The organism is Paeniglutamicibacter sp. GQ140 (assembly GCF_059759235.1).
This window is the reverse complement of sequence record NZ_JCAXDW010000001.1, coordinates 34,095-60,047: the sequence shown is the minus strand read 5'-3', so window position 1 is coordinate 60,047 and position 25,953 is coordinate 34,095. Positions and strand designations below refer to the sequence as shown.

The window sequence follows — 25,953 nt, the reverse complement described above, 5'->3', positions numbered from 1 at the left end:
TCTCCTGCAAGGTGGTGGGGGCGGGGATTAGGCGGTGGCCGGAACGGCGGCGGCGGAGCGTGCGTAGCTGGACGTGCCGCCGACGAAGGTGCCCAGGACCTGCAGGGCGGAAATGTCCGCGGCCTGCAGCGGGGATTCGGAAAGCACCGTGAAGTCCGCGAGCTTGCCGCGGGCCAGGGACCCGCGGTCGGCAAACAGGCCGGTGGCCCTGGCCGCGTTGACGGTGTAGAGCCGCAGCGCCTCCAGCGGCGAGAGGCACTCGGCCGCCCCTCCCAGGACCAAGCCGTTTTCGGTCCTGCGGTCCACGGCCGAGGCCATGGCGCGGCGGACGTTGTTGTCCGCCACCGGCAAATCGGAACTGCCGGCGGCCAGGACCCCTGCCTCGAGCAGCGAGGCGCCCCGGTAGAGCCAGCCCTCGCGCCCGGGGCCCACGAGCTTGGCGAACTGGTCGCCCAGCGGGCCGATGAAGGAGGCCTGCGGGGTCACCGCGATCCCGTGCCTGGCCACCGCCTCGACCTGGTCGGGGCGGGCGATGCCGAAGTGCTCGATGCGGTTGGGCAGCGCATTGCGGCCGTGCTTCTCCTGCAGCCCGGAGATGATCTCGATCGCCAAGTCGATGGCCGCATCCCCGATGGCGTGCAGGGCCACGGGCCAGCCGGAGCGGTAGGCGGCGGCGATCCGGTCGCGGTAGGCCTGGGCGTCGTCGAGCAGGTAGCCGGTGTTGTGCAGGTGTCCGCAGTAGTCCTCAGTCACCGCGGCGGTGGCGCCCAAAAGCGAGCCGTCCATGAACACCTTCACCGGGCCCAGCGAGAGGTGCTCGTTGCCGAACCCGGCCACGACACCCAGGTCCACCCCCAGCCCGGTGCCGGTGCCGTGGGCGTCGGAGGCATGGGATTCCTGCGCGCGCAGCGCGTCGAGCGTCGGCATCAGCTGGGCCCGGGCGTGCAGCCTTCCGGCGGCCAGCGCTCGCTGGTAGGCGGTGACCTCCACGGGGGAGTGGCCGATCCAGCCGCCGCCGATGCCTGCCTCGGTGAAGGAGGTGATGCCCTCGGCGGCGTAGCGGGCGGTTGCGGCATCCAGCGCCCCGACGATCTGGTCCACCGAGTAGGGCAGCAGCATCTTCTGGATGATGCCCTGGGCCGATTCCTCGACCAGCCCGGTCGGGGAACCCTGCGCATCGCGCACCACGGCGCCGCCCACGGGATCGGCGAAGCCGGGTTCCAGCGCCCCGGCCAGGGCCAGCGTGGCCGTGTTGGTGATCGAGGCGTGCCCCGAGACGTGGCGCAGGTACAGCGGGCGGTCCCCGGTGATCGCGTCGAGCCGCTTGATGTCGGGGAAGTGCCCGCCGTGGTTCTTGTGGTTGAAGCCGGTGCCGTTGAGCCACACGCCGGGGGCGGCGGCAAGCCGCTGCATCTCGGCCTCGAGCAGGGCGTAGAGCTCCTCCAGCCCGCGGGCCTCCGAGAGGTCCAGGGCGGCGAGCCCCAGCCCCCACCAGGTGGTGTGGCAGTGGGCGTCGATGAAGCCGGGGGTGATGGCCGCGTCGCCGAAGTCCTCGGTGCGATCCGCGGTGCATCCGGCCAGTTCCTCGTCGAAGCCCACGATGCGCCCGCCGATGACGCCCATGTCGCGTGCCGTCGGACGGTCCTCGTCCATGGTCAGGATGGTGCCGGCGCGCACCAACAGGTCGAGCCTCATGCGTTGGCCTCCGCGCGGTGCGCCACGGTGCCCGGGCCCATGGTGGACGGATCGGTCTTCAGGTGGAGCACCGCCGGCAGGCCGCTGGCCAGGGCCCGTTCCAGCGCCGGGGCAAAGTCTGCGGTGTTTTCCACAAATTCCCCGTGCCCGCCGAAGGATTCGATCCACCGGGCGAAGTTCGGGTTCTCCATCGCCGTGCCCGAGGGCCGCTGCGGGTAGTGCTGCTGCTGGTGGGCCGCGATCGTGCCGAAGATGCCGTTGTCGGCCACGACGATCAGCGGTGTCCCGCCGTGGGCGAAGGAGACGGCAAGTTCCTGGGCGTTCATGAAGAAGTCCCCGTCCCCGCAGACGGCCACGACGTGGCGTCCCGGTTGCATGATGCTTGCCGCCACCGCGGCCGGGACCGAGAGTCCCATGGCGCCGTTGCGCGGGCCCACCAGGGAATTCGGCCCGTGGTGGGAGAGGTAGCGGTGGCCCCACAGCGTGGCGTTGCCCGCGCCGTAGGTGATGATCCGGTCAGCGTCCAGGGCCGCCTCGAGGGCCGCGAAGGCCAGCCCCAGGTCCACCCCGGTGCCGCCGTCCGGGCCGGGGGCAGCGAAGGCGAGCTGCTCGGCGCGCAGCGTGTCCATCCATTGCGCGCCGCGGGAGCCACGCAGCGTGTGGCCCGCCGGCAGGGCGGCGACGAACTCGGCGGGGGATGCGCCCAGGTGGGCATCGATCCGTCCGGCATGGCCAATGAGCTCGGCATCGTTGGAGATCACGATGGTCGGGGTGTCCAATGCCGCCCTGTAGCCCTCGGAGAGCACGTCGGAGCGGGTGCAGCCGATGAACACCAGCAGGTCGGCGTCGTTCAGCGCGGCAACGGCGCGCTCGGCGCGGCCGTAGCCCAGCCAACCTGCATAGGCGGGGGAGTCGTGGTCGATCGCGTCGTAGGCCCGCCAGTCGGCGAGCACCGGGACGTGGGCGGCGGCGGCGAAGCCGGCCAGCGCCGCCGAGGTGGCGGCATCCCAGCAGTCCCCGCCGACGATGATGGCCGGACGCTCGGCTGCACCCAGCATGGTGGCAAGCATTCCCATGCCGGAGGCTCCCGGGGCGGCGTCGGGCAGCGGGAGGATGGCGGGCAGGGGCGAATCGGTCAGGCGCACCAGCACGTCCTCGGGCAGGCCCACCACCACGGGCCCCGGGCGGCCGGTGGAGGCCAGGCGCATGGCGCGCGCCACGAGGTCCCCGGCCTGGTGCTCGTCGTCGAGCACGTACACGGCCTTGGCGGTGGTGGAGAACCAGCCTTCCAAGCTGAACTCCTGGAAGGAGTCGCGCCCGCGGTCGGCCAGCGGGATCAGCCCGACGAACAGGACCATGGCCGTGGCGTCCTGCCAGGCGGTGTGGATCGCGATCATGGCGTTGGCGGCGCCGGGACCGCGGGTGACCATGGCGATCCCGGGCACCGTGCCGAGGCGTCCCTCGGCCAGGGCCATGAAGCCGGCGCCGCCCTCGTGGCGGGTGACCACGGTGTGGATGGAGGAGTCGTGCAGGCCGTCGAGGACGTCGAGGTAGCTTTCCCCCGGGACTGCGTAGATGCGCGAGACGCCGTGGGCCTCGAGGGTCTTGACGATGAGGTGTCCGGCTGACATGGTCATGGGCTGTGCTGGTCCTTTGTGGTGGAGCGTGAAGAAGTCGGGTTGCCGTGTGGGCCCGGCACCGGATGCGGGGCCCACACGGCGGGAGGGGGTGTGGCTAGTGCTTGAATCCGGGCAGCTCGACGCTGAGGCGCGGGGCGATGACCCCCGCCACGGCGGTGAACAGTGAAAGGAAGATGAGCATCGCGGCGGCCGGCCACCAGTGGTTTGACGCCGCGGCGACCAGGGCGGTGGCGGCCAGCGGGATGAACCCGGAGATCATGCCGGCGGTGTTCTGTGCGAAGCCCACCCCGGTGTAGCGGGTCTTGGCCGGGAACAGCCCGGTGAGCACCGTGCCGGAGGCGGCGTAGGGCAGCGAGAGCGCAGCGACCGCCAGGGTCATGCCGGTGATGACCAGCACGTCGTTTCCGGATTCAATGAGCAGGAATGCGGGCCAGGCGATGACGGCGGAGAAGATGCCGCCGTAGGTGATGACCTTGGAGGAGCCGAAGCGCTCACCGAGGCGCCCGCCGAGGATCAGCACGGGGATTTCCACGACCGCGGCAATGATGCCGCCGGCAAGCATCAGCGAACGCTCGTAGTCCAGCACGTTGACGCCGTACCAGACCACGAATGCGGTGACCAGGTAGAACCCGCCGATGCCGAGCATGCCCGCGGCCATGCCGATGATGATCTGCTTCCAGGATTCCCTCAGCGTGGTGCGGATCGGGGCCTTTTCGGTCTCGCCCTTCTCCATCAATTCCTTGAAGACCGGGGACTCGTCGAGGCGGCTGCGGATGTACAGGGCCACGAGCAGCATCGGGATCGCTGCAAGGAACGGGATGCGCCAGCCCCAGGCGTCGAAGCTTTCCTGGGAGAAGAACACGGTCATCAGGAAGAAGCCGCCGGAGGAGAGGATGGTGCCGATCGGGGAGCCGATCTGCGGCAGCGCCGCGTAGCGGGCCCGGCGGTGCAGCGGGGCGTTCTCCACGACGATGGTCATGGCGCCGGACCACTCGCCGCCGACGAACAGGCCCTGCATGATGCGCAGGAGCACCAGCAGGATCGGGGCCGCGATGCCGATGGCGGCGTAGGTGGGCAGCAGGCCGATCAGGCCGGTGATCACGCCGATGCCGACAATGGTGACCATGAGCGTCTTGCGGCGCCCGATCTTGTCGCCCATCACCCCGAAGATCATGCCGCCGAGGGGGCGGGCGACCAGCCCCACGCCGAAGGTGGCGAAGGCCGCCATGGCCGCGGCGGTGGCGTTCTGGCTGGCGAAGAACTGGACGTTGAAGACCAGTGCCGCGGCGGCGCTGAAGAGGAAGAAGTCGTACCACTCCATGGCCGTGCCAATGAGGGCACCGACCGCTACCTTGGTGGCCTCCTTGTCGGAGATCTGTCGAGTTGCACCCGCTTCGAGTGTTCCAGTGTGGGTCATGGGATTATCTGCCTGAATCTCAAGGGGAGGGCCGTTGCGTTTCTGCTCGCCATCCGGATGGTGGGGACATGTTTCATCTTGCCAAGGATCCGCGGTGACATGGCGCACGTTTCGCAACGAGTTCCACGCCACAAACGGTGCAAATGCACATAATATGGGGGGATGTTAACGCCAGATTTCCCGGGAATCACGCAAAGCGACAAAAACCACGACACCCTGCGCTGGGAGTCGCTGCTGGACCGCCTGGATGTCGGGGAACTGACGGACGAGTTCATCCGGCGCCTCGGCACCGTTCCCAGCTACGCCGTGTCCCCGCTGCCGGCCAGCGAGATCAGGCGCACGGGCAGCGCGTCGTTTGAGGCGTTGATCCTGGCGATGAAGGCCGAGGACGACGAGCCGGACTACCTGCGCGAACGAGATGCCATCGCGCTGGACGTGGGGGTCTCCCGGGCCCGGGCCGGGGTCCCGATCGAGGCGCTGATGACGGCGATCCGCCTGGACTTCTCGGTGATCTGGGAGGCCATCACCGGCATTGCCGAGCCGGGGGACGCGCAATTGCTGGTCGGGCACACCGCCCGGGTCTGGGAAGTTGTTGACGGCTACGCCGGGGAAACGCAGCGTGCCTACGTCGCGGAGTTGGCCAGGATCCAGGCGGAGGCGGCCAGCATGAGGCAGGGCTACCTGGCGACGCTGTTCAGCCAGAAGAACCTCACCCCTGCCGCACTGGAACGGATTGCCGAGGAACTGGGCCAGGACCTGGACACAGAATATGTGGTGGCGGTGGCCTCGTGGGACCACATCCCCGCCTTGCGACTGGCACTGGCCAATGCGCCGGCCGGCCGGCAGGTGTTTACCTACTCTCGGGCCGATGCCCTGGTGGTCTTCTTTCCGCTGGGAATCCGTGCGGGCTCCGAGGGGCAGCGGCTCTACGCGAGCCTGGAGCGGCTCACCTGCGGATTGCTCGGCGAGGGCTGCACCCTGGAACGGGTTCCGCATGCCGCGGCAGTGGCCGCCTCGCTGGCCAAGCTGCTCGAGCCGGCGGAAGAGGGGGCCATGACCTGGGCGCGGGGCTGGGCGCGCATGGCCAGGCTCGAGCTCGACCGGGCGGGTGCCCCGGGACTCGGCGAGGTCGAGCGGGCCCTGCACGGTTGCGGGACGACCGAACGCCGCCGGCTGCGCGAGGCGGTGGAGGCGTACCTGCAAACCGGTAGCATTGCCCAGGCCGCGGACCGGCTGTATTGCCACCGCAACACCCTGCTGAACCGGCTGAAGCGCTTTGCCGGGCTCACCGGCGTGGACCCGATGGTGCCCCTCCAGGCGGCGCGGCTGGTGGTGGGTTGGTCGTAGACGGGCAGGGGCACTAGATTGTGAAAATGCCACAAGCTACCCCCATCACCGTATCGATAACCCGGACGGTACTTCCCGAACATCACCGACGCTTCAACGCCTGGGTCCAGGCCGGCCAGGAACTGGCCCGCGAGTGGGACGGCTACCTCGGATCCGGATGGATCCGCACCGCCCCTGACTCCAACGAATGGCATGTGCTCTACCGGTTCGCCTCCGCCAAGGCGCTCGCCGCCTGGGACGGATCCGCCGAGCGCCGCTGGTGGATCGACAGCGCCGCGGAACTGGTGGAAATCACCAAGGTGGAACACCGCACCGGAATCGAGGGCTGGTTCGAGCAGCCCGGGGACACCACCGTCACGATTCCCGAGACAGTGGTGCCCCCGCGGTGGAAGCAGGCGGTGAGCATCTTCCTGCCGTTCTTCCCGCTGAGCCTGCTCTCCAACCTCCTGCTGATGCCGCTGCTGCATGACTGGCCGCTGGTGCTGGCCGTGCTGCTGAACATCTGCATCCTCACCCCGCTGATGACCTACATCTTCCTGCCGGTGACCACGCGTTTGCTGCGGCCCTGGCTGCAGAAGCCGCGCGGCGGGAAAAGCCGGGCGTAGCGACCGCGAGCAGCCACGGCGTGCCGGAGGAGACCGGGTTGGCCCCCTCCCGCACGCCGTGGCGTTGCGGCGATAGGGGCTACAGCAATTCGGCGCGCAGCTGCTCCGCGGACTTCGGGGAAAGCAGGCCCGGGGCCACGTCGAACACGGTCTTGGCACCGACCTGGCCGGCCTGGTTCATCCGGTGCACCGCGCGGGCGTAGGCCACCAGCACGCTGGAGGTGAATTCCGGGTTGGACTGCAGCGTCAGCGAGTATTCGATGACCTGGGCATGCTCGTCGCTGGTGTTGCCGCTGCGGAAGACGAACCCGCCGTGCGGCATCGAGGAGTGCTCGGCGGCCAGGGTGGCGGCGTCGATGAAATTCACCGAGGTGTCGTACGCATCGAAGTAGTGCTCCATGGTCACGATGGACTCGCGAACCGCCGCGGCGTCAGCGCCGTCCTCGAGCACCACGAAGCACTCGCGCACGTGCTTCTCGCGGGTCTTCAGGCTCGGGCGCTCGCCCGCACGGACCTGGGCGATCGCCTGGGTGCTGGGAATCGTGTACTGGACGCCGCCGGCGACGCCGGGCACCCGGCGGATGGCATCCGAATGGCCCTGGCTGAGCCCGCGTCCCCAAAAGGTGTAGGTTTCGCCGTCGGGCAGCAGCGCCTCGCCGTAGACCCGGTTGATGGAGAACATGCCCGGATCCCAGCCGGCCGAGATCAGCGCGGTCTTGCCCGCCGCGGCGGCCGGGGCATCGACGGCGGCGAAGTGCTCGGGGATCCGTGCATGGGTGTCGAAGCTGTCAACGGTATTGAACAGGGCTGCCAGTGCAGGTCCCTGTTCTGGGAGGTCGGACTTGGAACCGCCGCACAGGACCAGCACGTCGATGTCCTCGGTGTGCCCGGGCAGCTGGTCCATGTGGAAGGCGGGGGCGCCGCCGGGAAGCGACAGGGCCGCGGGGTCCCGGCGGGTGTAGACGCCCACGAGCTCCATGTCGGGGTTCTTGGCGACGGCCGCCTGCACTCCTCGCCCCAGGTTTCCATAACCGGCAATGCCAATGCGGATTGTTGCTCCCACGAATTTCCTCACGTCAAAGTGTTTTTAATATTCCTTCCACGGTAGTGCCTGCGACGCCGGAACACCTAGACGGTTGCGGTCCGGGCCAAGACGGCGATGCCCGGCGGCCCCATGCCGTCGATTTGGGCTGAAACGGCACAAGGCGCGGCCGGTGCGCCCGCCCCGAGGGGAGGTCGCACCGGCCGCGCCCGTGGTGTCCACGGCCCGGGGACCGCGAAGGGTGGAAACTAGCCGCGCAGGTGCCGGCGGTTCCGGATCATGATGAGCGCCGGGATCAGCAGCAAGGCCACCGGGATCAGGAGCAGCAGCGCGCTGGGGCCGCTGCCGATCTTGGATGCCGAGACCGCCCGCGTGCTGGCCTCCAAGCGCGAGGTGCCGCTGGCCAGCTGGGTCGAACCCTCGGAGAGGGTGGACAGGCCGGTGGCCAGTTGCGAGTTGCCGTCGGCGAGCCGGTTGGCACCGTCATCGAGCTTGGTGGCACCGGCGGACAAATCACCGGAGCCCTTGCGCAACGCCTCCAGGCCCATGCCCAGGGTTTCGCTGCCGCCGGCGAGCTTGGCCGCCCCGGCGTCAAGCTCCTTGGCACCGCGGGCGATCTTGGCGTTGCCGGCAGCCAGTTTCGTGGCACCGGCCTCGAGCTTTTCGGCACCGGCCGCCGCGGAGTCAGCTCCCTGTGCCAGTGCGGGGGTCTTGGACGCCAGCTCGGAGGTTCCGTCCTTGAGCGCCCCGGTGCCCGCTGCCAGCCTGTCGGTGCCGGCCGCAAGCTTCCTGCCGCCGGCCGCAAGCTCATGGGCACCCGAGCTGAGCTTGGTGGCTCCGGCATCCAGGGCCGACGTGCCGTCAGCGAGCTTGCTGCCGCCCGCGGCCAGGGCGTCCGCCCCGGTCGTGAGCCTGCCCGCCCCGTCCTGGAGGGTGGCGGTGCCCTGGGCCAGCGTTCCGGCCCCGGTGCTGAGCTTGGTGCTGCCGGCGGCCAGCGCGTCGGTGCCCTCGGCCAGCCGGGAGGCCCCGTTGCCCAGGGTGCCGAGTCCGGCCAGCAGGCCCTTGGAGGAGTCGTTGAAGCCGGCGTCGAGCTGTCCGAGCCCCGAATTGAGGTCCTGCGCCCCGGCATTGAGGGCGGTGGCTCCGGTCTTCAGTGCGCCGATGCCCGCACCCAGGGCCTTGGACCCCTCGCTGAGCTGGCCCAGCCCGCCGTCGAGCTTGGCGGCTCCGGTCTTGACTGCCTGTGCGCCGTCGTTCAGGGCGCCGGTTTGGCCAACGAGGTCCTTGGTCCCCAGCTTCAGGGAATCCATGCCCTCGGCCAGTTGGCCGCTTCCGGTGGCCAGCTTCCTGGCGCCGGCCGAAAGATTGGTGGTACCGGCGTGCAGCTTCTCCATGCCGGCATTCAGGTCCTGTGAACCGTCATGAAGTGCGTTGATCTGCTCCAGCAAAAGGCCCGAGGGCACCGCGGGATTCGCCTTCACGAACGCGGCAAGGTCGCCCAGGCCTTTCGACAGCCGACCGGAACCATCCGTCAGTTCACCTGCTTTTCCGTCGGCGGTGACCAGGCCGTCGGCCAGGCCCTTGGCGCCCGTTTCGACGCCCACGGAACCCTCCTGGGCGGCCACGATGCCTCCGCGGAGCTTCGGCGCAGCGTCGGCCAGCTTCTGGGTGCCCGCCGCCAGCCTGGTGCTGCCGTCCGCGAGCTGTCCCGAGCCGTCCTTGAGTGCCGCCACTCCTTCAAGCAGGGCCGGGGCCTTGCTGGCCAGCTCCTCGACGCCGCCGAGCAACTTGTCGCTGCCGGCCGCCAGGGCATCGGACCCCGCGGCCGCACTTGAGGTGCCGGCGGCCAGCTTCTGCGCACCGGCATTTGCCGCCTGCGTTCCGGCGGCAAGCTTCTGCGCACCGTCGTTGGCGGCCCCGGCTCCCGCGGAGAGTTGCTGCGCGCCCGCCGAGAGATCGTGGGCTCCGGTGTTGACCTTGCCCGTGCCAATGCCCAGCTGGGACATGCCGGCCGAGAGCTCCTGGGAACCGTCCCTGAGCGACTGCGCCCCGGCGTCCAGGGTGCCGGTGCCCGCGGCGAGGGAACCGGCACCGGTGGCCAGCTTGGATGAACCTTCACTGAGTGCACCTGCACCCACTGTCGCGTCCTTGGCGCCCGCGGCCAGCTTGCCCGCGCCGGCGTTGAGCTTGCCCGCGGCGGCGTCGACCGCATCGGTGCCGGCGGCGATCTTCTTCGCGCCGGTGGACAGGTCCGCTGCCCCGTTGCCGAGCCTGGTTGCACCGGCCTCGGCATCCCCGGCGCCGACCGAAAGCTTGGTCGTTCCTGCGTGCAGCGTGCCCGCACCGTCCGTTAATTTGCCGGCGCCGGTTGCTGCCTTTTCCGCGCCCTTGGCAAGTTTCTGCGCGCCCTCGGACAGTGCGCCGGTGCCGGTGGCCAGTTCGGCGGCGCCGGCGGCGGCACCGGAGGATCCGTCGGCCAGCTTGGCGACTCCGTCGTTCGCCCTGCCCATCCCGTTGTTGAGGTCCGAGGCGCCGCTTGCCACCTGGGATGAGAACATCGCGTAGAAGGCCACGAAGGCGATCAGGAACAGGCCGAGCAAAACCGTGATGATTGCATGCAGCAGCGTGTGCCGCTTGGCCGCAATATGTGCATTCAACTGGACTCCTGGGGGATCGATGGGGATTGGTGGGGAAGCGGAGCCGCGGGGATTTTGGGCGCACAGAGGTACGCCACGATCCGTGGCCCGGTGGAGCGGGAGGGTGCTGCGGCCGGAATCCGGCCGAACCCAAGGTGAAGCTGTGATGTGGATTACAAAGGGACTAGGATCATTGAACTTACTGATGGGTAGCTTTGCAAGTGTTTTGGGAAAATAACTTACCCGGCGGTAGGTTGTGACGTCTTCTCCGCGCCCCGGCGGACGGGGTGTGAAGCCCGGACCGCGGGTGCCGCAGGCGCCCGGCGCCGGGCGATCGGCCCAAAGCCCGCCGGGAAGTTGTAGGCTCGCACTCATGGTGAGATTTCTGATTTTGGCGCTCTTGTCCCTGCTCGGGTTCATCACCATCGTGGCCGCCGCGCTGGGGCCCGGTGGATGGTGGGTGGTCGCCGTGCTCGTGGTTCTCCTGCTGGCGCTCGGGATCCACGACGTCGTGCAGACCAAGCACGCCATCCTGCGCAATTTTCCCGTGCTGGGACGCATGCGCTTCCTGCTCGAGTCGATCCGCCCCGAGATCCAGCAGTACTTCATCGAGCGCAACACCGACGGGCGGCCCTTCGACCGGGACACCCGTTCGCTGGTCTACGCGCGGGCCAAGGGCGCCGACAGCCACAAGGCCTTCGGCACCGAACGCGACGTCAACGAGGTCGGCTACGAGTACCTGTTGCATTCCACCGCCCCGGTCGAGGTCGCGAAGGACCAGCACCGCGTGCGCATCGGCGGCCCGGACTGCACGCAGCCCTACGACATGTCGCTGATGAACATCTCCTCGATGAGCTTCGGCTCGCTGTCCAAAAACGCCGTTCTGGCCATGAACAAGGGCGCGGCCATGGGCGGATTCGTCCACGAGACCGGCGAGGGCGGGCTGGCCCCCTACCACCTGGAACACGGTGCCGACCTGTTCTGGGAAATCGGTTCCGGCTACTTCGGCTGCCGGGACGACGCGGGAAACTTCGATCCTGACCTCTTCGCCCTCAAGGCATCAAACGAACATGTCAAGGGCATCACCATCAAGCTCTCCCAGGGTGCCAAGCCCGGACTGGGTGGCGTATTGCCGGCGGCGAAGATCACCGCGGAGATCGCCGCTACTCGCGGGGTGCCCATGGGTGTCGACTGCATTTCACCCGCCTCGCACTCGAGCTTCTCCACGCCGCGGGAGCTGATGCAATTTGTGGCCCGGCTGCGGAAACTGGCCGGCGGCAAGCCCGTGGGCTATAAGTTCTGCGTGGGATCGCGCACCGACGTGCTGGCGATGTGCAAGGCCATGCTGGAAACGGGGATCACCCCGGACTTCATCACCATCGACGGGTCGGAGGGCGGCACCGGGGCGGCGCCACTGGAATACGAGGACCACGTGGGAACCCCGCTGACCGAGGGGCTGATGCTGGTGCACAACGCGCTGGTCGGGACCGGGCTGCGCAGCAGGATCCGGCTCGGGGCCGCGGGCAAGGTCGCCACCGGATCCGATGTGGTGAAGCGGCTGATCCAGGGCGCCGACTTCACTTTCAGCGCCCGGGCCATGATGATGGCCACCGGCTGCATCCAGGCGCAGAAATGCCACACCAACGAGTGTCCGGTCGGGGTCGCCACCCAGGACCCGCGGCTGATGCGCGCGCTGGATGTCACCGACAAGGGCAACCGCGTCTACAACTACCACAAGCTCACCGTGCAGGAAGCCGCGCAACTGATGGCCTCGATGGGCGTTGCGACGCCGTCGCAGCTGAACACCAGGATGCTGCGCCGTCGCGTCGACCACCTGACAACGCGCAGCTACGCCGCCCTGCACAACTGGCTGGAGCCCGGTGAGCTGATGCGCGAACCGCCCCGGGGCTGGGCCCCGGACTGGCTGGAGGCCGACGCCGACACCTTCGGGGAGCACGCCCCGATGCCGTGGCCGACCCCGCGCGAACCCGTCCCCGCGGAGATGACCGTTGCGCCCAAACGGGTGGAACCCAAGGACTCCACCCACCGAGCCGTGGAACCCGTGCACCCCAACGCCGAGCGACCCGAGGGCAGGCCGGCCCCGAAGGCCACGCCACATGGGGGTTAACAACCGTCATCAATGCCGGGCGGTGTTTGGCGGCTCGGAATAATGGCAGCCATGGCTCCCTCCAGCACCGCGCCGGGCATCGGTTTCCCCTCCGTGCTTGCACACGCCTTCTTCCTGCAGGCCGCGGTGTACCTGGTCCGGCCCGCCACCTCCTACAAGGCGCTGGAACTCGGCGTCGACCCCGGGCTGCTGGGCCTGGTGGTGGCGAGCTTCTCGATCCTGCCTGTCTTCCTGGCCGTGTTCATCGGCCGTGCCGCGGACCGGGGCAAGGAGAAACACATCCTGCTGGCGGGCGCCGCCCTGCTGATCATCGCCGGGGCCGGGCTGCTTTTTGCCGCCCCCTCGCTGCCGGCACTGCTGGGCTGGAACCTGATCCTGGGCGTGGGCCACCTGATGAGCCTGATCGGGGAACACAGCCGCCTGGCCTCGGCCACCAATCGCAACATGGACAGGGTCTTCGGCTTCTACACCATGGTCACCGCCGTGGCGCAGGCAGTGGCCCCGCTGCTGCTCGGGGTGCTGGGCGGGCCGGCCGTCACCCCCGACACCTCGGTGCTGCTGCTGGCCTACCTGGTGGGCGCCGCCGGGGTGCTGGCCACTTCCGTCCTGATGGCCCGCCACCGCGGTGCGGGGCGCTCATCCGGCCCCGCGAAGGCCCAGGTGAAACTGCGCACCGCGCTGCACGTTCCGCCGGCGGCCCGCAACACCCTCATCGCGTCCATCGGGCTGAGCATGATGGTGCTGTGCACCATCGACCTGCTGCAGGTCTACCTCCCGGCGCTGGCCGTGGAGCGGGGGATTTCCACCCAGGCGGTCGGGGTGCTGCTGGCGCTGCGGGCAGTCGCCACGGTGCTGTCACGGCTGGCGATGGACCGCCTGGTCCGCGCCGTGGGCAGGGCCAGGCTGCTGCTCGTGTCCACCGGTGCCTCCGCGGTGCTGGTCGCCCTGCTGATGCTGCCGCTGCCCACCTCGGCGATGGCGGTGCTGCTGGTGCTGGCGGGACTGGGCCTGGGCATCGGGCAGCCGCTGAGCATGACGGTGGTGTCGATGACCGCCACCGAGGGCACCCGTGGCACCTGGATGTCGATCCGGCTGCTGGGCAACCGCCTGGGGCAGGCGGTGATCCCGGTGGGCGTGGGCGTCTTCGCCACCTCCCTGGGTGCCGGGGGAGTGTTCCTCGCCCTGGGCGTCACGACGGCCGCGGCGACGCTGGGGGCCATCGTGCCGCTGCGGTCCATGGAGGACTGAAGCCGGCTTGCTGAAGGCCCTAATTATGGACTTTGGGGCAGCGGCCGTTCCTCGTCGGCTGGCTCGCGCCCGTGCAGCAGGCACATTCCGGTTCCGCCTTCATAGTTGTACTCTACCCAGATCACTGCCCGGCGGCCATTGCTGTTGGCTTCGGCCCACGCAAGAACGTCGTCAACGCACGCCGCATTCTCGAGCCGATGCTCGGTGCTGTCGAGATTCTCGTTCCAGAAATCCACGCGGTATACCGGAGTGAGTACCTCTTCGCCGACATAACGCGGATCAACGAGGGATGCCTTGATGCCATCTACGCCCATGGCCACAATCTATCCCGCAGAGGGATGGAACTCGCGGGATTTCCCGAAGCATTCCGATCGAGTGTCCTTGAAAGCGCATGTGCCACCGAACTTCCGCGGAAAAAATGGCCAGTTCGATAAAATCTCCAGTCAACCTTCGGTCGCCAACCGGCGCAAGCGCCAAGACGAGCGCCCTTCGGCGTGAGCTCCCCTGCGGGTCATCGTGACCCTATTCGGAGTCGGCGATCACCGCGGCAACTTTTTCGCGATCCACCTGCGCCAACTCCGCGGGGTTCCACACCGGGCTGCGGTCCTTGTCGATGACCTGGGCGCGGATCCCCTCGGCCAAATCGTCGCGGTGCATCAGGTAGTCGGCCACGCGCAACTCCCGTGCCAGGGCCGAGGGCAGGTGGTCCTCTGCACGGGCCGCGCGCACCGCCAGCAGAGCGCATTCCAGGGAGGTGGGGCTGTTGGCGCGCATCCGGGCCGCCGCCGCCCGGGCGGCGGGATGGACCATGGCATCGAGCCGCTCGAGGATCTCCGCAAGCGTCGGCGCACCAAAGGCGGCATCGATCCAGGGCTGCGCGCTCGCCAGCGGGGAGGCGTCAAAGGATCCGAAAAGCACCTCCAGGCCGGCCGCGATGTCGGCCGCCGGCATCGACTCGAAGTCGGGCAGGGCCTCGATGACCTCCTCGAAGCGTTCCGCATCCACCAGCATGTCGGCAAAGCCGAGCTCCACGGCGTCGGCCCCGGTGAAGGTGTCGGCGGTCAGCACCAGGTATTCACCCAGGTGCCCCGGCGCCCTCGCCATCAGATGAGTGGCGCCCACGTCGGGGCTGTAGCCGATGCGGGCCTCGGGCATGGCGTAATGCGCATCGGGGGTGGCGATGCGGATGGCGGCGTGGGAGGCCAGCCCGATCCCGCCGCCCATGCAGAGCCCGTGGACAAGGGTGACCACCGGCTTGGGATAGTTCGCGATCATCTCATCGAGCCTGAACTCCAGGGCGAGAAGTTCCAGGAAGCGGGCGTGCCCGCCGTTTGTCACCGCGTGGTGAAAGTCCTTGATGTCGCCGCCGGCGCAAAATCCGCGCGCTCCCTCGCCGCGCAGCACCACCATTGACACCCGCGCATCGTCCCGCCACGCAGTGAGGACAACCGTCAGCTCCTGCAGCATGGCGCCGGTGAGGGCGTTGATTTGCTCGGGCCGGCGCAGCGCCACCAGGCCCAGTGTTCCCAGGACCGTGGAGTCGATAAGGGTCGTGATGGTTCTTGTCCTGTTCATTGCGGCGTGCGGGTCCCAGCCAAGATATCTCTCCGGTGGCTCCCAAGGGAAACGCCGGCGGTGCGCAACAGAGCTCCCGGGAGGCGGGGCACCTGCATTTCACCGGTATCCTGAAGAGGATTTTCCGGCGGTGGATGGTGCCTCCGGATTCGAGACTCAACACAGGGGAGCACGCCGGCACATGGCATCGACCGATGGGAACGACGAACGCGGGAGAATCGCCAGGCGCGTGCTGCCCGGGGGCCAGGAGCCGGACCCGCGCTTCACCCTGGCCAACGAGCGCACCTTTCTGGCCTGGATCCGGACGGCGCTGGCCTTCCTCGCCGGCGGCATCGCGCTGGAGGCATTCGCCGCCGCAGCCTTCCCCGGCCCGCTGCGCACAGGCATCTCGGTGCTGCTGATCGTCATCGGCATGCTGATCAGCGCCGGGGCGGCCTTGCGCTGGCGCAGCATCGAAATGTCGATGCGCCATTCCAGGCCGCTGCCGCTGCCGCTGATCATCCCCATCCTGGGCCTGGGCGGTGCGCTGGCCGCCGCGGTGGTGGCCGTGCTGATCGCGCTGGGCACGTGAGTTCGGCAGCCCGCCCGCCCCTGCACCGCGACCCCGGGCTGCAGCCGGAACGCACGGTGATGTCCTGGGGCAGGACCACGCTTTCGCTCTGCGTAGCCGCCCTGGTCTTCCTGCGCTGGCTGCCGCACTACGGGGCCGGCGTGCTGGCCATGGTCGTGGCGTCCCTCCTGGTCGCCGGCTGCATCTATGCCACGCAGCGGCGGCGCTATTCCGTGGCCTCCCGCGGGATCACCGCGGAGCGGCTGCGCGCCGACGTGGTTGCCGTCCTGGCGACAAGTGGTGCAGTCCTCGGGCTGGGAGTCCTCGGCATCCTGGTGGTGCTGGGCCAGTAGGCCCCGAGGCCACCCGTGCCGGCGGGAACCGACGACGCGCCCCGTTAATCCAGCTGACGTATCATCAAGGTTGATTGACGCGGGCCGGTCCGGCCCTCCACGGGAAAGCTGTCCAGGAAAAACCATGAGAAAAACCGCCATGGCCGTTGCGGCCGCACTCGTCTGCGCACTCTTGCTTCCCGGAACCGCAGCAACGGCCGAGGTGCCGGTTCAGGCCTCCGTGGCCGCCGCCAGCATCCAGGACACCAACAAGGCGTACCTGGCCAAGGCCGCCAAGACGCTGGGCGGCGCCGATGCCGGAACGGGCAAGCTCAAGGACGGAACGCTGTGGCGTTCGCACCGCGACGGGATCGTGGTGCACTCGGCCAAGCGCAGGGCATTGACGGTGCGCAATGCGGTGGCCCAGGCCTGGGCCGACACCGGATGGGAGAACGGCCGCTTCGGCTACCCGACCGGCGAACAATACAAGTCCGGGGCCGACACCCGGCAAAACTTCAGCGGCGGCGTCATCGGGGTGCGCCCGAACGGGACCTCCTACTGGCTGCCCAAGGCGCCCAAGCTACCCGACTTCACCGTCACCGGTGCGGGCTGGGGCCACGGCGTGGGCATGAGCCAGTACGGCGCCCGGGCCATGGCCGCCGAGGGCAAGAGCGCCACCAGCATCCTGGAGTACTACTACAACCCCGCCAAGGTCACCGCCAGCAAGACCGCGGCATCCGGTGACATCCGGGTGCAGGTGCTCAAGTCCGGAACCAGCACATTGACCGTTGCCGGCGGACGCATGCGCGTCACCGATCCCACGGCCGGAAAAACGTATACCGCCGTGTCCGGATCCACGCTCACCCTGAACCGGAGCGGCACCCAGCTCACCTACGTGCTGAAGACCCCGGCCGGGTTCGACGTGGTGCCGCGGGACAGGAACAAGGACGGGGTGCGCGACGTGAATCCGGCACCCGGGGCCAACAAGGCCAGCGGCAAGCTGCGCATCACGTGGGAGGGGACGCGCGCGTGGCCCTCGTCCAACCGCGCCACGATCTCCGTCCCCCAGGCGAACGCCGAATCATCGGCTCCGGGGCTCTACCGGCACGGGGCCTTGGAAGCAGGGCTGCTCGATGACCAGGTGAACCTCGTTGCCTCGCTGCGGCTGAACGACGAATACCTCTATGGCCTGGCCGAGGTCCCGTCCTCGTGGCCCAGTGCGGTGCTTCAGGCCCAGGCCATTGCGGGTCGGACCTATGCTATGCGCAAGGTCAACAGGCTCAAGGCATCCTGCGACTGCAACGTCACCGACGAGGTCCAGGACCAGAAGTTCACCGGCTGGAAGAAGGAAAACGAGCAGCCCGGTTACGGGGCCAAGTGGAAGGCCGCTGTCGACGCCACCGTCTCCCGCAACGCCGCGGGCGTGCCAACCGCCGGCAAGGTCGTGATGTACGCAGGGCGACTTGCAGAGACCGTGTACTCCTCCTCGACCGGCGGGGCCACGCGCAACAGCGAGGACGTCTGGGGCGGCGCGGGCCAGCCCTACCTGCGGTCGCGGGCCGACTCCTGGTCGTTGAAGAAAAGCGCCAATAACCCGTACAAGTCATGGACCCAGCGCACCAGCCAGCGGGAGATGGCGAAGGTCTTTGGGCTCAGCGATGTGGTCAGCGTGAAGTTCACCCGCGCCAAGGACCTGACCATCACCTCTGCCACCGCCAAGTCTTCCTCCGGAACCAGCAAGACCCTGAAGGGAAACACCTTCCGCGGATCCACCTCCGGCATCGGCGCACTCTCGGCCTGGATCAGCGGCATCAAGCCAAGCGTGGTCGCCCCGAGCGCAACCACCATCAATGCCCGGAACTTCTGCACCACCGCGGTCAAGCCCGGGGCCAGCATTTCCACCGCCGCGGCCAAGGCGCGCGACGGGGCCGTCATCTGCCTGAAGCCCGGAACCCACAAGCCCAGCAACGTGGTGCTCAAGCCGCGGCAAACGCTGGTCGGGCAGGGAATGTCGAGCACCCGGTTCGACGGGACCATCGCCGTGAACACGAAGAAGTCAGGCAAGCTGCACCGCATCGGCACGGCAAGGATCCCGGCCAAGGCACCCAAGACGCTCGCGTGCACCACCGGGAGCCAGTGCAACAGCGCCCAGGTCCTCTTCGCCAACGGCGCCCAGCTGACCCGGGTGTCGTCCAAGGCCAAGGTGAAGTCCGGAACCTACTGGATCGACCACAAGAACCGTGCCATCTTCACGGGCAAGGCCAGCAGCTCAAAGAACAAATACACCATGTCCTCCCTGACCCGTGCCGTGACGTTGGGAACCTGGTCCCGGATGGGCAATGTCAATGTGGTCGGCTACGCGAATCCCTCCAACACCGGGGCGGTGTGGCTGCGCGGAGCGCACTCGACGCTCTTTTCCTCCCGGGTTGCGGTGAACCACGGCATCGGCGTGCAAAGCAACGGCCATGCCACCGGCATCATCAACTCCATCGTCAGGCTCAACGGCCAGGCGGGCATCAGCGCCTCGGGCGGGAAGAACTCGGTGGTGCGGGGGAGCGAAATCAGCAAGAACGGGTGGGCCGGGTTCAGGCCGGCGACCTTCACCGGCGGCATCGCCGCATCGAACAAGGCCACATTGAAGGTCTCGTCCTCCAGGATCCTGGACAACCGCGGCGCCGGGACGCGCGGCGTGCGTTCCAAGAGCGATGCCAAGATCTCCGTGGGCACCAGCACGGTGCGCGGAAACAAGTAGGCGCGCGGCCTGCCAGTGCCGGTGTTGCCGGGTGCCCGGCGAGGCGAGGACGATTTCGAAGACGAACGATGAATGTAGTTCCCTTGACCCAACCTGTTTCCGGCCGGGCGGTCTACAGCCTGGGGGACCAGGCCTTTGACTTCGTCCCCACCGATCCCGGGGACGTGGCGGCGCGCAGGGGTTCGCCTGCCTCGCTGGCACTGGACACCGTGCTTATCGAGGTAGGTATGCCCAACGGCATCCTCCTTTACGTTTGGGGATACTCGCCGCGGTCCTCGTGGCTCAGTGTCCCTGGTAGGCCCGAGGGTGCCGTCGACGGGGTGGTGAGGGGCGACGAGCCGGCCTTGGGTCCGAGCGGAAGTGTCTCCATTCGCCGCGACCGCAGTGATCCCGCAGAGGTGTGGTGGACGCAATTCGACGCGGAAAGCGGCTGGTGCCGGATCACCTGTGGCGGCGCCGATGGGCGCCTGGCGAGGATTGCGACCGACACGGTCATTGGAACCGACGACACCGGCATCACCTCGATGTGGTTGAAGCCGACGTTCGTCCCCTGAGCGACCCTCCACCGCCTAGCGCCGCTTGGGTCCGATGCTCAGTTCGGCCAGGACCCTGGTGAGCCGGTCCATGAACACCCCGACCTTGGGGTTGTCCCGGTTTTCCGGGCGGAGGGCAAAGATGCTGCGGACCAGGCTGATCTCGGGCGCATCGATCACCTGGATGCCATCGGGTGCCCGCAGCATGGCCAGTTCGGGGACCACGGCGGCACCCAGCCCGGCGGCGGCCATGTGCAGCGATGCATTGAAGTCATCCGAATGGGCGACCACCCGCGGGTGGATGTTGAATGCGGCGAAGAGCCGGGAGATCACGGTGGCGTCGGAGGTCCCCGGATGGTGCATGATCCAGGGCATGTCGGCCAGCTGGGCGGCGCTGAAGACCGAGGAGCCGTCGAGCTTCCAGGAAGCCGGGACCACCACGCGGAACGGGTCGTCTCCCAGCCACTGGCGCTCCAGCTGTGCCGGCCAGGCCAGCCCGCCCTGGCCCACCTGGAAGATCAGCGCGAGGTCCAGCTCCCCGTCCTGGCGCAGCCCGGTGATCGTTTGGTGGGGTTCGCCCACGTTCACCCGCAGGGCGATGCCCAGCTGGTCCCAGTCCGGCGAGCCCAGGAGCTTGGGCAGGGCGTAGGTGGCCAGCGACGGAAAGATCCCGATGCGCAGTTCCTGCAGCGGCTTGCCGCTGGGGTCAAGGTCCGGTGTGGAGGTCGCTGCCATGAGCGCGTCGATGTCGGTGAGCACGCGGCGGGCATGCCTGGCCATGGTCAGTGCGGCGGGAGTGGGCTCGATGCTCTTGGCCCCCCGGGTGAAAAGGGTGGTGCCTGTGTCGCGTTCCAGCGCCGACATCTGCTGCGAGACCGCCGAGGGCGTGTACCCCAGGCGGAGGGCGGAGGCGGCGAACGACTTTTGCGTCACGACTTCCAGCAGCGTGCGCAAGTGAACCGGATTGACCACTGAAACTCCTGTGCCTCGGGCGGGGTGAGAGCGCGAACCACTGATGGAGCGCGTCCGTCCCATCCTAGACGGGCGAGGGTCCTACGTGGATTCCTCCTCGAGGAGCTCGTCCTCGGACCACTCCTCCTCGACGGATTCCTCGTCTTCCTCCTCGTCCTCGGCGGCGAGGTCGTCATCGAGGAGATACAGGTGCTTGCGCAGCGGATCGAGGGCCGTCATGGTTTCGGGGCTGTCGGAGGAACCATCGTAGGGCTGGCCGTCCCGGCCGTCGTCCGGTTCGTACATGTCGTCGTCAATCGGCTCATCGAAGACGGTGTCATCAAAGCTGTTGCTCATCGTGTCCCTCTTTTCTTCAAACGCCGGGATCTGCGACCGAACCCCGATTGATTACAGCCTATGTTGCATCCGGGCGTATGGGAATGGGCACTTTTTCGTGCGCGGAATCGGGCCGTCAGGCGGAGTATGGTCGGTATATGGACAGCGATATTTCCCCACGGTTCCTCACGCCCGCCGTCAGCGGCCGCGCCTTGCTTGCCGCCGCCGGGCGGATCCTGGCACCGGCACTGTGGCTGGGATTGCTCATCGGGATTTCGTTCATCGAGACGCCGCTGAAGTTCATGGCCCCGGGCATGACCCTGGCGCTGGGCCTGGGCATCGGGCAGCTGGTCTTCGCCGCCATGAACATCGTGGAAGTGGTGTTCTTCATCGTGCTCGCCGCCTCCTGCCTCCGGCGGGGCCTGGACCGGGCGTACCTGTGGGTGGTTGGGTTGCTGGGCACCGTGCTGCTGGCCAAGGTCGCGCTCATCAGGCCGTTCCTGTCCGGGCGCACCGAGGCGGTGCTGGCGGGAGCCGAGGCGGGCGGCTCGGCCTGGCACTACTTCTACATTGCCGCTGACGGCCTGCTTGTGGTCCTGCTCGTCACGGTTCTGGTCATGGGCGTGCGCCGTTGGGTGCTTCCCGGGCGGTAGGTGCGGGGAGCACCGACGGGCAGGGCACCGCAAGCCCGGTGCCACGGGTCACCTCCTGGCGACGAAGCAGACGTTGAACGGGTCCGATTCGAACTCCTTGTACTCGACATCGCGGAATCCGGCGTCGGCAAGCATCGACATGGCCAGTTGCGAGCCCCAGACAGTTCCCAGCCCGTCGCCGCCGAGCCCGAGCGACACGCTCATGCAGTGGAAGGTCGAAATCGCATACAGGTAGCTGCCCCACGGCACCGCGATGTTCTCCTGGACCCGGCTCGAGGCCTTGATGTCCACCATCAGGAAGATGCCGGAGGGCCGCAGCGCCCGCCGCACCGCCTCCAGCACCGTGGCCGGATGGGCCTGGTCGTGAATGGCGTCGAAGGCCGTCACCGCGTCGAAGCCGGCGGAGATGTCCAGCTCGGCGACGTCGCGCACCTCGAAGTCCGCGTTCGCCAGTCCCCACTCCCCGGCCTCGGCACGGGCGGTTTCGATGGCTTCGGGGGAGAAGTCATAGCCGGTGAACCGGCTCGCGGGGAAGGCCCGGGCCATGAGGTTGACCGCATGGCCGGTGCCGCAGCCGATGTCGGCAAGCTCGATCCCGGCAGCCAGCCGCGAGGGCAGGCCCGCCGCCAGGGGAAGTATCGCGTCCACCAAGGCCCAGTCGTGGACCGCGGCGCTGATTTCGGCCATGCTCCGGTGGAAATCCGGGTAGGCGCCGTACGACAGCCCGCCGCCATGCCGGAACCGCCCGATGATCTCCTGTTCCACCTGCCCCATCATGGAAATGTGCTGCATCAACACGGCCATGTTGTTGGGGCCCGCGGCGCGCGTCAGCACGGCCGCATGCTCGCGCGGCAGCACATACGTCCGGGCGGCCGGGTCGTAGCGGACGATGCCGGCCGCCGTCATGCCGCCCAGCCACTCGCGCACGTAGCGTTCATCGAGCCCGCCAGCGTCGGCGATCTGCTCGCTGGTAGCCGCGGGCAGCGCCGCGAGCGTCTCGAACAGTCCGGTCCGGTGGCCGACGCTGGTCAGCATCGCGATCGATCCGTCGTTGAGAATGCCCACGAAGCGGTCGGTGAAGGCCTCGACGACCCCGGTGTCGACTGGTTCCGCGGCGGCCTGTGCCGGTGGTGTTTCACGTATGGTGCCCATGGCTCCTCCTTCGATGGCCGGCGGCCTTCGCCGCCTTGGCGATTCGAGGGTAGGGGGCCGGCCGGGACCCAGACATCGGGAAAATCATGAATCCTTTCCCGGGCTGCGTGGTGTCGATGATGCAGGAGGCGGGCGCGGGGAACCGCGTGACGCAGGTACATCGCAAGCATGAGCCCGGTGGTGGCCACGTAGAAGGCGTGCATCACCCAGATGGGCCCGGCGGGCAGGCTGTAGACGTAGAAGGAATGGACCACGTTGCCCGTGTTGGCCAACAGCAGGTTGCCCAGGCTGTAGGAACCCAGGTCCCGGGTCCGCACGGCCTTGACGACCATGGGCATGACGCTTCCGGCGAAAATGACGGTGGAAATGCTTCCGGCCAGCATGGCGATTCCTGCATCCATGTCCGGTTCTCCTTCGGGGTCCGCGGGCCATTGTGCCCTCCACGCTAGGCTTCGACCTGGGTGCGCCGCGTCGGCAGGACTACCCATTTTGGCGTGCCGCGTCTGCGTCAATGCATGCAGTGGCGTTCCGGGGCGCGCAGGCGGGACGGGGCAGGCGGTCAGCGGCGGGCCTTCAGGCCGTGGCCGTGCGCCCAGGCCGCGGCCGCCGTGCGCGAGGAGACGCCGAGCTTGGCGTAGATGTTCGCCAGATGGCGGCCGACGGTCTTTTGGCTGATGAACAGGGCCGCGGCGGTGTCCTGGGTGGAGGCGCCACCCACGATGCATTCCAGGACGTCGATTTCCCTGGCGGTCAGTCCGCCCGGTGCCTTCGCGCCCTCGAGCCGCCGCACATCCGGCAGGGCGCCGAGTTCGCGGTAGATGGCCAGGGCTGTCGCGCAATCGGCGGCGGCGATCCCCGGCGCGCCGAGGCCGCGGTGCACCTGGGCAAACAATTCGTACAGCCTGGCTGTCTCGTGGCGGGCGTGCACTTCGCGGTATTCGCGGGCAGCGGCCTGCAACAGGGGCAGTGCCTCGGCATGGCGGGACTGGGAGATTAGCACCGCGGCGCGTGCATGGCCGGCCCAGGCGCGGAAGCCGGCGGTGGCAAATGCCGCGGCGGTGTCCTCCAGCCTGCCGCACAGTTCGTCGGCTTCCCGCAGCAGCCCCAGCCCGAGGGCGATGTCGACCCCGGCGGGAAGCAGCCGCGCGCACTCGAGCTCGTCCCGTCCGGCGAAGGCAGCGCACAGCTCGGCCCACGCCGCCTCGGCGTCCCCGGCGGCACGCAGGAGCAGGGACTGGCCGGGCTGCGGTTCGATTCCCAGCCCGCGGGCGCGGGCGTAGGCTTCCCTGGCGCCGCCGGCATTCCCGCGCAACCGACGGATCTCGCCCAGTTGGTAGAAGGCCTCGCCGGCAATCCAGCTGTTCTGGCCGATGAGCGCTTCCCCGCCCTGCGCGATGGCCTGTTCCGCCTCCGCCCAGCCGCCCTCGATGGATCGCAGCTGCCATCGATGGATCCGGCAAATGCCCGAGTACACCACCTCGCCGCTGAACTGCTCGCACCACTGCTCCGTGGCCCGGGTCCAGGCCCGCATCCTGCGCAGGTCGGCCAGTTCATGGCAGGCGTGGATCACGGTGCAGTAGATGTCGCCGGCCCATTCCGCGGGCACCTGGCCGGCGAGCACCGGCAGCATCGCCTCGTCCAGCTGCGCAAAGCCGGCGGCTGTGCTGCCGCCGTAGACATCCACCAGACCACCGAGGACCAGGCCCAGGGCCGTGAGCGCCGGGGAATGCAGGGAAGAGCCCAGTCCGTGGAGCGTTGCCGCGGCCTCCCGAGCCGGGGCGAGGTCCCTCATGCCCAGGGAGAGTGCCGCGTCCAGGTAGAGCAGGAAGCCGTTCTCGGGGCCTTCGGGCAGGTCCCGCAGGAGACTTTTGGCGCGGTTGACCCAGCCGGAGGCAATGACCGGTTCGCCGCGGTTGAACCACAACAGCGCGAGGTCCAGGGCCTTCATGGCAGCACGCGGGGCATCGCCGTCATCCCGGAAGCGGAGGTAGGCCTCCTCGGAGATCGCCAGCGATTCCCGGATGGCTCCGAGCCACCAGGCGGCACGGCCCAGCATGTCCAGGTCCCCGGCGGACAGCGGCGAAAGTGCGCGAGCCCGCGCGAGATTGTCGTGGGTAGCGGGCCAGTCCCCGCGGGCGTAGGCCAGTCGCGCCGAGTTCAGCAGCGCGTCGAAATCCTCCATCGTCGAACCCCATCGTCGATCCCCACCTCAACGGTAGCCCCGGGACGGCGGCCGGTCGAGGACCTGTGGCCGTTCCGGGGATCCGCCGGGCGGGACGCGGGACTAGACGCCGGCCATGGACATGGCCTGGGCGGTGATCTTCACCGATTCCAGGCGCTGCGCCGGATCACCGGCGTTGTGCACGGTGATCAGTTCATCTGCCCCCGCGGTGCGCGCGAACTCGCGCAGGTACTCGGCCACGGCCGTACCGTCGCCCACCGCCGTGTATTGGAGCATCTTCATGATCGAATCCCCATGCGGGGTGTCCAGCAGCATTTCCACTTCGGCATCGGTGAACTCCGTGGGACGGTTGCGGCCCAGCATCATCCGGATGCGGTCGCGGCGGACCTGTTCCATGATGGTCTGCGCCTCGGCGTTGGTCCCGGCCGCGACCACGCCCACGCCTGCGATGACGTACGGCTCGGCGAGGAACTCCGAGGGGCGGAACTCGTTGCGGTACGCGGTGGTGGCCTGCACCAGGGCGTCCGGGGCAAAATGCGAGGCAAAGGAGTAGGGCAGGCCCAGCTGCGCGGCAAGCCGGGCGCCGAACAGGCTGGAGCCAAGGATGTAAAGCGGGACGTTGGTGCCGTGTCCCGGGTAGGCGTTGACGCCCTCGATGCGGGAGGTTTCGCCGAGGTAGGCCTGAAGTTCCAGCACGTCATGCGGGAACGCGTCGGCGGCGGCGGGGTCGCGGCGCAAGGCCCGGAACGTCGCCTGATCGGTGCCCGGCGCCCGGCCCAGGCCCAGGTCGATGCGGCCCGGGAACAGGGTTTCGAGGGTGCCGAATTGTTCGGCAATCACCAACGGCGAGTGGTTGGGCAGCATGACGCCGCCGGAACCCAGGCGAATGCTTCTGGTGTGGTGGGCGACGTGGCCAATGAGCACCGAGGTCGCCGACGACGCGATGGAACTCATGTTGTGGTGCTCGGCGTACCAGACACGCTTGTAGCCGGTCGCCTCGGCGGTTTGCGCCAATTCGACGCTCTCGGCGAAGGTCTGGGCGGCGGTACCGCCGCGGCGAATGGGGGCAAGATCAAGGATCGACAAAGGAATGCTCACACAGGCGGCAACTAGCGCCCCTCCGGTTTCATTCCCGCGGTGTCCGGGCACACACCCCAAACGCCCGAAAGCGTAGGATTT

The 25,953-nt window shown here is 68.5% G+C and carries 21 protein-coding genes; 9 read left to right on the top strand and 12 right to left on the bottom strand.

Annotated features, from left to right (window positions below; all coding sequences use genetic code 11):
- Positions 1-27 precede the first annotated feature (27 nt).
- The 3 genes from AC6CHY_RS00270 to AC6CHY_RS00260 all read right to left on the bottom strand — a co-directional run bounded on the left by AC6CHY_RS00270 (position 28) and on the right by AC6CHY_RS00260 (position 4,752).
- Positions 28-1,695, bottom strand: a complete 1,668-nt coding sequence (locus AC6CHY_RS00270) for an amidohydrolase (RefSeq protein ID WP_498225063.1) — start codon at positions 1,693-1,695, stop codon at positions 28-30.
- Positions 1,692-3,332: a thiamine pyrophosphate-dependent enzyme gene (locus AC6CHY_RS00265; RefSeq protein WP_498225062.1), complete on the bottom strand. Its 1,641-nt coding sequence runs from the start codon at positions 3,330-3,332 to the stop codon at positions 1,692-1,694. Before AC6CHY_RS00265 ends, AC6CHY_RS00270 begins: the two co-directional genes overlap by 4 nt.
- A 97-nt stretch (positions 3,333-3,429) precedes the next feature.
- A complete protein-coding gene (locus tag AC6CHY_RS00260; protein ID WP_217387568.1) occupies positions 3,430-4,752 on the bottom strand; it encodes an MFS transporter in 1,323 nt (440 codons plus the stop codon).
- A gap of 162 nt (positions 4,753-4,914) precedes the next feature.
- On the opposite strand from AC6CHY_RS00260, the gene AC6CHY_RS00255 reads away from it, so the two are divergent.
- Both AC6CHY_RS00255 and AC6CHY_RS00250 read left to right on the top strand, forming a co-directional pair.
- Positions 4,915-6,099 carry an RsbRD N-terminal domain-containing protein gene (locus AC6CHY_RS00255; RefSeq protein WP_217387569.1) on the top strand — a complete coding sequence of 395 codons (1,185 nt, stop codon included), beginning with the start codon at positions 4,915-4,917 and terminating at the stop codon, positions 6,097-6,099.
- A gap of 26 nt (positions 6,100-6,125) precedes the next feature.
- Positions 6,126-6,704 (top strand): antibiotic biosynthesis monooxygenase, encoded by a 579-nt coding sequence (locus tag AC6CHY_RS00250; RefSeq protein WP_217387570.1) that lies wholly within the window; start codon positions 6,126-6,128, stop codon positions 6,702-6,704.
- A 79-nt stretch (positions 6,705-6,783) separates the two neighbouring features.
- On the opposite strand, the gene AC6CHY_RS00245 is transcribed toward AC6CHY_RS00250, so the two are convergent.
- Together AC6CHY_RS00245 and AC6CHY_RS00240 are read right to left on the bottom strand one after the other, a co-directional pair.
- Positions 6,784-7,767 carry a diaminopimelate dehydrogenase gene (locus tag AC6CHY_RS00245; RefSeq protein WP_498225061.1) on the bottom strand — a complete coding sequence of 328 codons (984 nt, stop codon included), beginning with the start codon at positions 7,765-7,767 and terminating at the stop codon, positions 6,784-6,786.
- A gap of 227 nt (positions 7,768-7,994) precedes the next feature.
- Positions 7,995-10,403: a hypothetical protein gene (locus AC6CHY_RS00240; protein ID WP_498225060.1), complete on the bottom strand. Its 2,409-nt coding sequence runs from the start codon at positions 10,401-10,403 to the stop codon at positions 7,995-7,997.
- A gap of 352 nt (positions 10,404-10,755) precedes the next feature.
- On the opposite strand from AC6CHY_RS00240, the gene AC6CHY_RS00235 reads away from it, so the two are divergent.
- Positions 10,756-12,510 carry an FMN-binding glutamate synthase family protein gene (locus AC6CHY_RS00235; RefSeq protein ID WP_498225059.1) on the top strand — a complete coding sequence of 585 codons (1,755 nt, stop codon included), beginning with the start codon at positions 10,756-10,758 and terminating at the stop codon, positions 12,508-12,510.
- Between the two features lie 51 nt (positions 12,511-12,561).
- Complete coding sequence (locus AC6CHY_RS00230) at positions 12,562-13,758, top strand: MFS transporter (protein ID WP_498225058.1); 1,197 nt, start codon at positions 12,562-12,564, stop codon at positions 13,756-13,758.
- Between the two features lie 23 nt (positions 13,759-13,781).
- Here the strand turns inward: AC6CHY_RS00230 and AC6CHY_RS00225 are convergent, their stop codons facing one another.
- On the bottom strand, positions 13,782-14,072 hold the full coding sequence (locus tag AC6CHY_RS00225; protein ID WP_498225057.1) for a hypothetical protein: 291 nt from the start codon (positions 14,070-14,072) through the stop codon (positions 13,782-13,784).
- Between the two features lie 208 nt (positions 14,073-14,280).
- Positions 14,281-15,333 (bottom strand): enoyl-CoA hydratase/isomerase family protein, encoded by a 1,053-nt coding sequence (locus AC6CHY_RS00220; RefSeq protein WP_498225056.1) that lies wholly within the window; start codon positions 15,331-15,333, stop codon positions 14,281-14,283.
- Between the two features lie 181 nt (positions 15,334-15,514).
- Between AC6CHY_RS00220 and AC6CHY_RS00215 the strand changes: the two genes are divergently transcribed.
- From AC6CHY_RS00215 to AC6CHY_RS00200, 4 genes are all read left to right on the top strand, one after another.
- Entirely contained in the window at positions 15,515-15,904 is a 390-nt protein-coding gene (locus AC6CHY_RS00215; RefSeq protein WP_217387577.1) for a YidH family protein, read from the top strand.
- Positions 15,901-16,236, top strand: a complete 336-nt coding sequence (locus AC6CHY_RS00210; protein ID WP_498225055.1) for a DUF202 domain-containing protein — start codon at positions 15,901-15,903, stop codon at positions 16,234-16,236. Before AC6CHY_RS00215 ends, AC6CHY_RS00210 begins: the two co-directional genes overlap by 4 nt.
- A gap of 124 nt (positions 16,237-16,360) precedes the next feature.
- Positions 16,361-18,967: a SpoIID/LytB domain-containing protein gene (locus tag AC6CHY_RS00205; protein ID WP_498225054.1), complete on the top strand. Its 2,607-nt coding sequence runs from the start codon at positions 16,361-16,363 to the stop codon at positions 18,965-18,967.
- 83 nt (positions 18,968-19,050) lie between these two features.
- The gene (locus AC6CHY_RS00200) at positions 19,051-19,521 is read left to right on the top strand and encodes a hypothetical protein (protein WP_498225053.1); all 471 of its coding nucleotides are present in this window, start codon (positions 19,051-19,053) and stop codon (positions 19,519-19,521) included.
- 15 nt (positions 19,522-19,536) lie between these two features.
- Here the strand turns inward: AC6CHY_RS00200 and AC6CHY_RS00195 are convergent, their stop codons facing one another.
- Entirely contained in the window at positions 19,537-20,472 is a 936-nt protein-coding gene (locus AC6CHY_RS00195; RefSeq protein ID WP_217387581.1) for a LysR family transcriptional regulator, read from the bottom strand.
- A gap of 81 nt (positions 20,473-20,553) precedes the next feature.
- Entirely contained in the window at positions 20,554-20,808 is a 255-nt protein-coding gene (locus AC6CHY_RS00190; RefSeq protein WP_217387582.1) for a hypothetical protein, read from the bottom strand.
- 137 nt (positions 20,809-20,945) lie between these two features.
- Here AC6CHY_RS00190 and AC6CHY_RS00185 point away from each other — a divergent pair, with 137 nt between their 5' ends.
- Entirely contained in the window at positions 20,946-21,440 is a 495-nt protein-coding gene (locus AC6CHY_RS00185; RefSeq protein ID WP_217387583.1) for a hypothetical protein, read from the top strand.
- 48 nt (positions 21,441-21,488) lie between these two features.
- Here AC6CHY_RS00185 and AC6CHY_RS00180 read toward each other — a convergent pair whose 3' ends face one another.
- From AC6CHY_RS00180 to AC6CHY_RS00170, 3 genes are all read right to left on the bottom strand, one after another.
- Positions 21,489-22,592, bottom strand: a complete 1,104-nt coding sequence (locus AC6CHY_RS00180; protein WP_498225052.1) for a class I SAM-dependent methyltransferase — start codon at positions 22,590-22,592, stop codon at positions 21,489-21,491.
- A 559-nt stretch (positions 22,593-23,151) separates the two neighbouring features.
- Positions 23,152-24,774: a LuxR C-terminal-related transcriptional regulator gene (locus tag AC6CHY_RS00175; RefSeq protein WP_498225051.1), complete on the bottom strand. Its 1,623-nt coding sequence runs from the start codon at positions 24,772-24,774 to the stop codon at positions 23,152-23,154.
- Between the two features lie 102 nt (positions 24,775-24,876).
- Positions 24,877-25,872, bottom strand: a complete 996-nt coding sequence (locus AC6CHY_RS00170; RefSeq protein WP_498225050.1) for an LLM class flavin-dependent oxidoreductase — start codon at positions 25,870-25,872, stop codon at positions 24,877-24,879.
- Positions 25,873-25,953 lie beyond the last annotated feature (81 nt).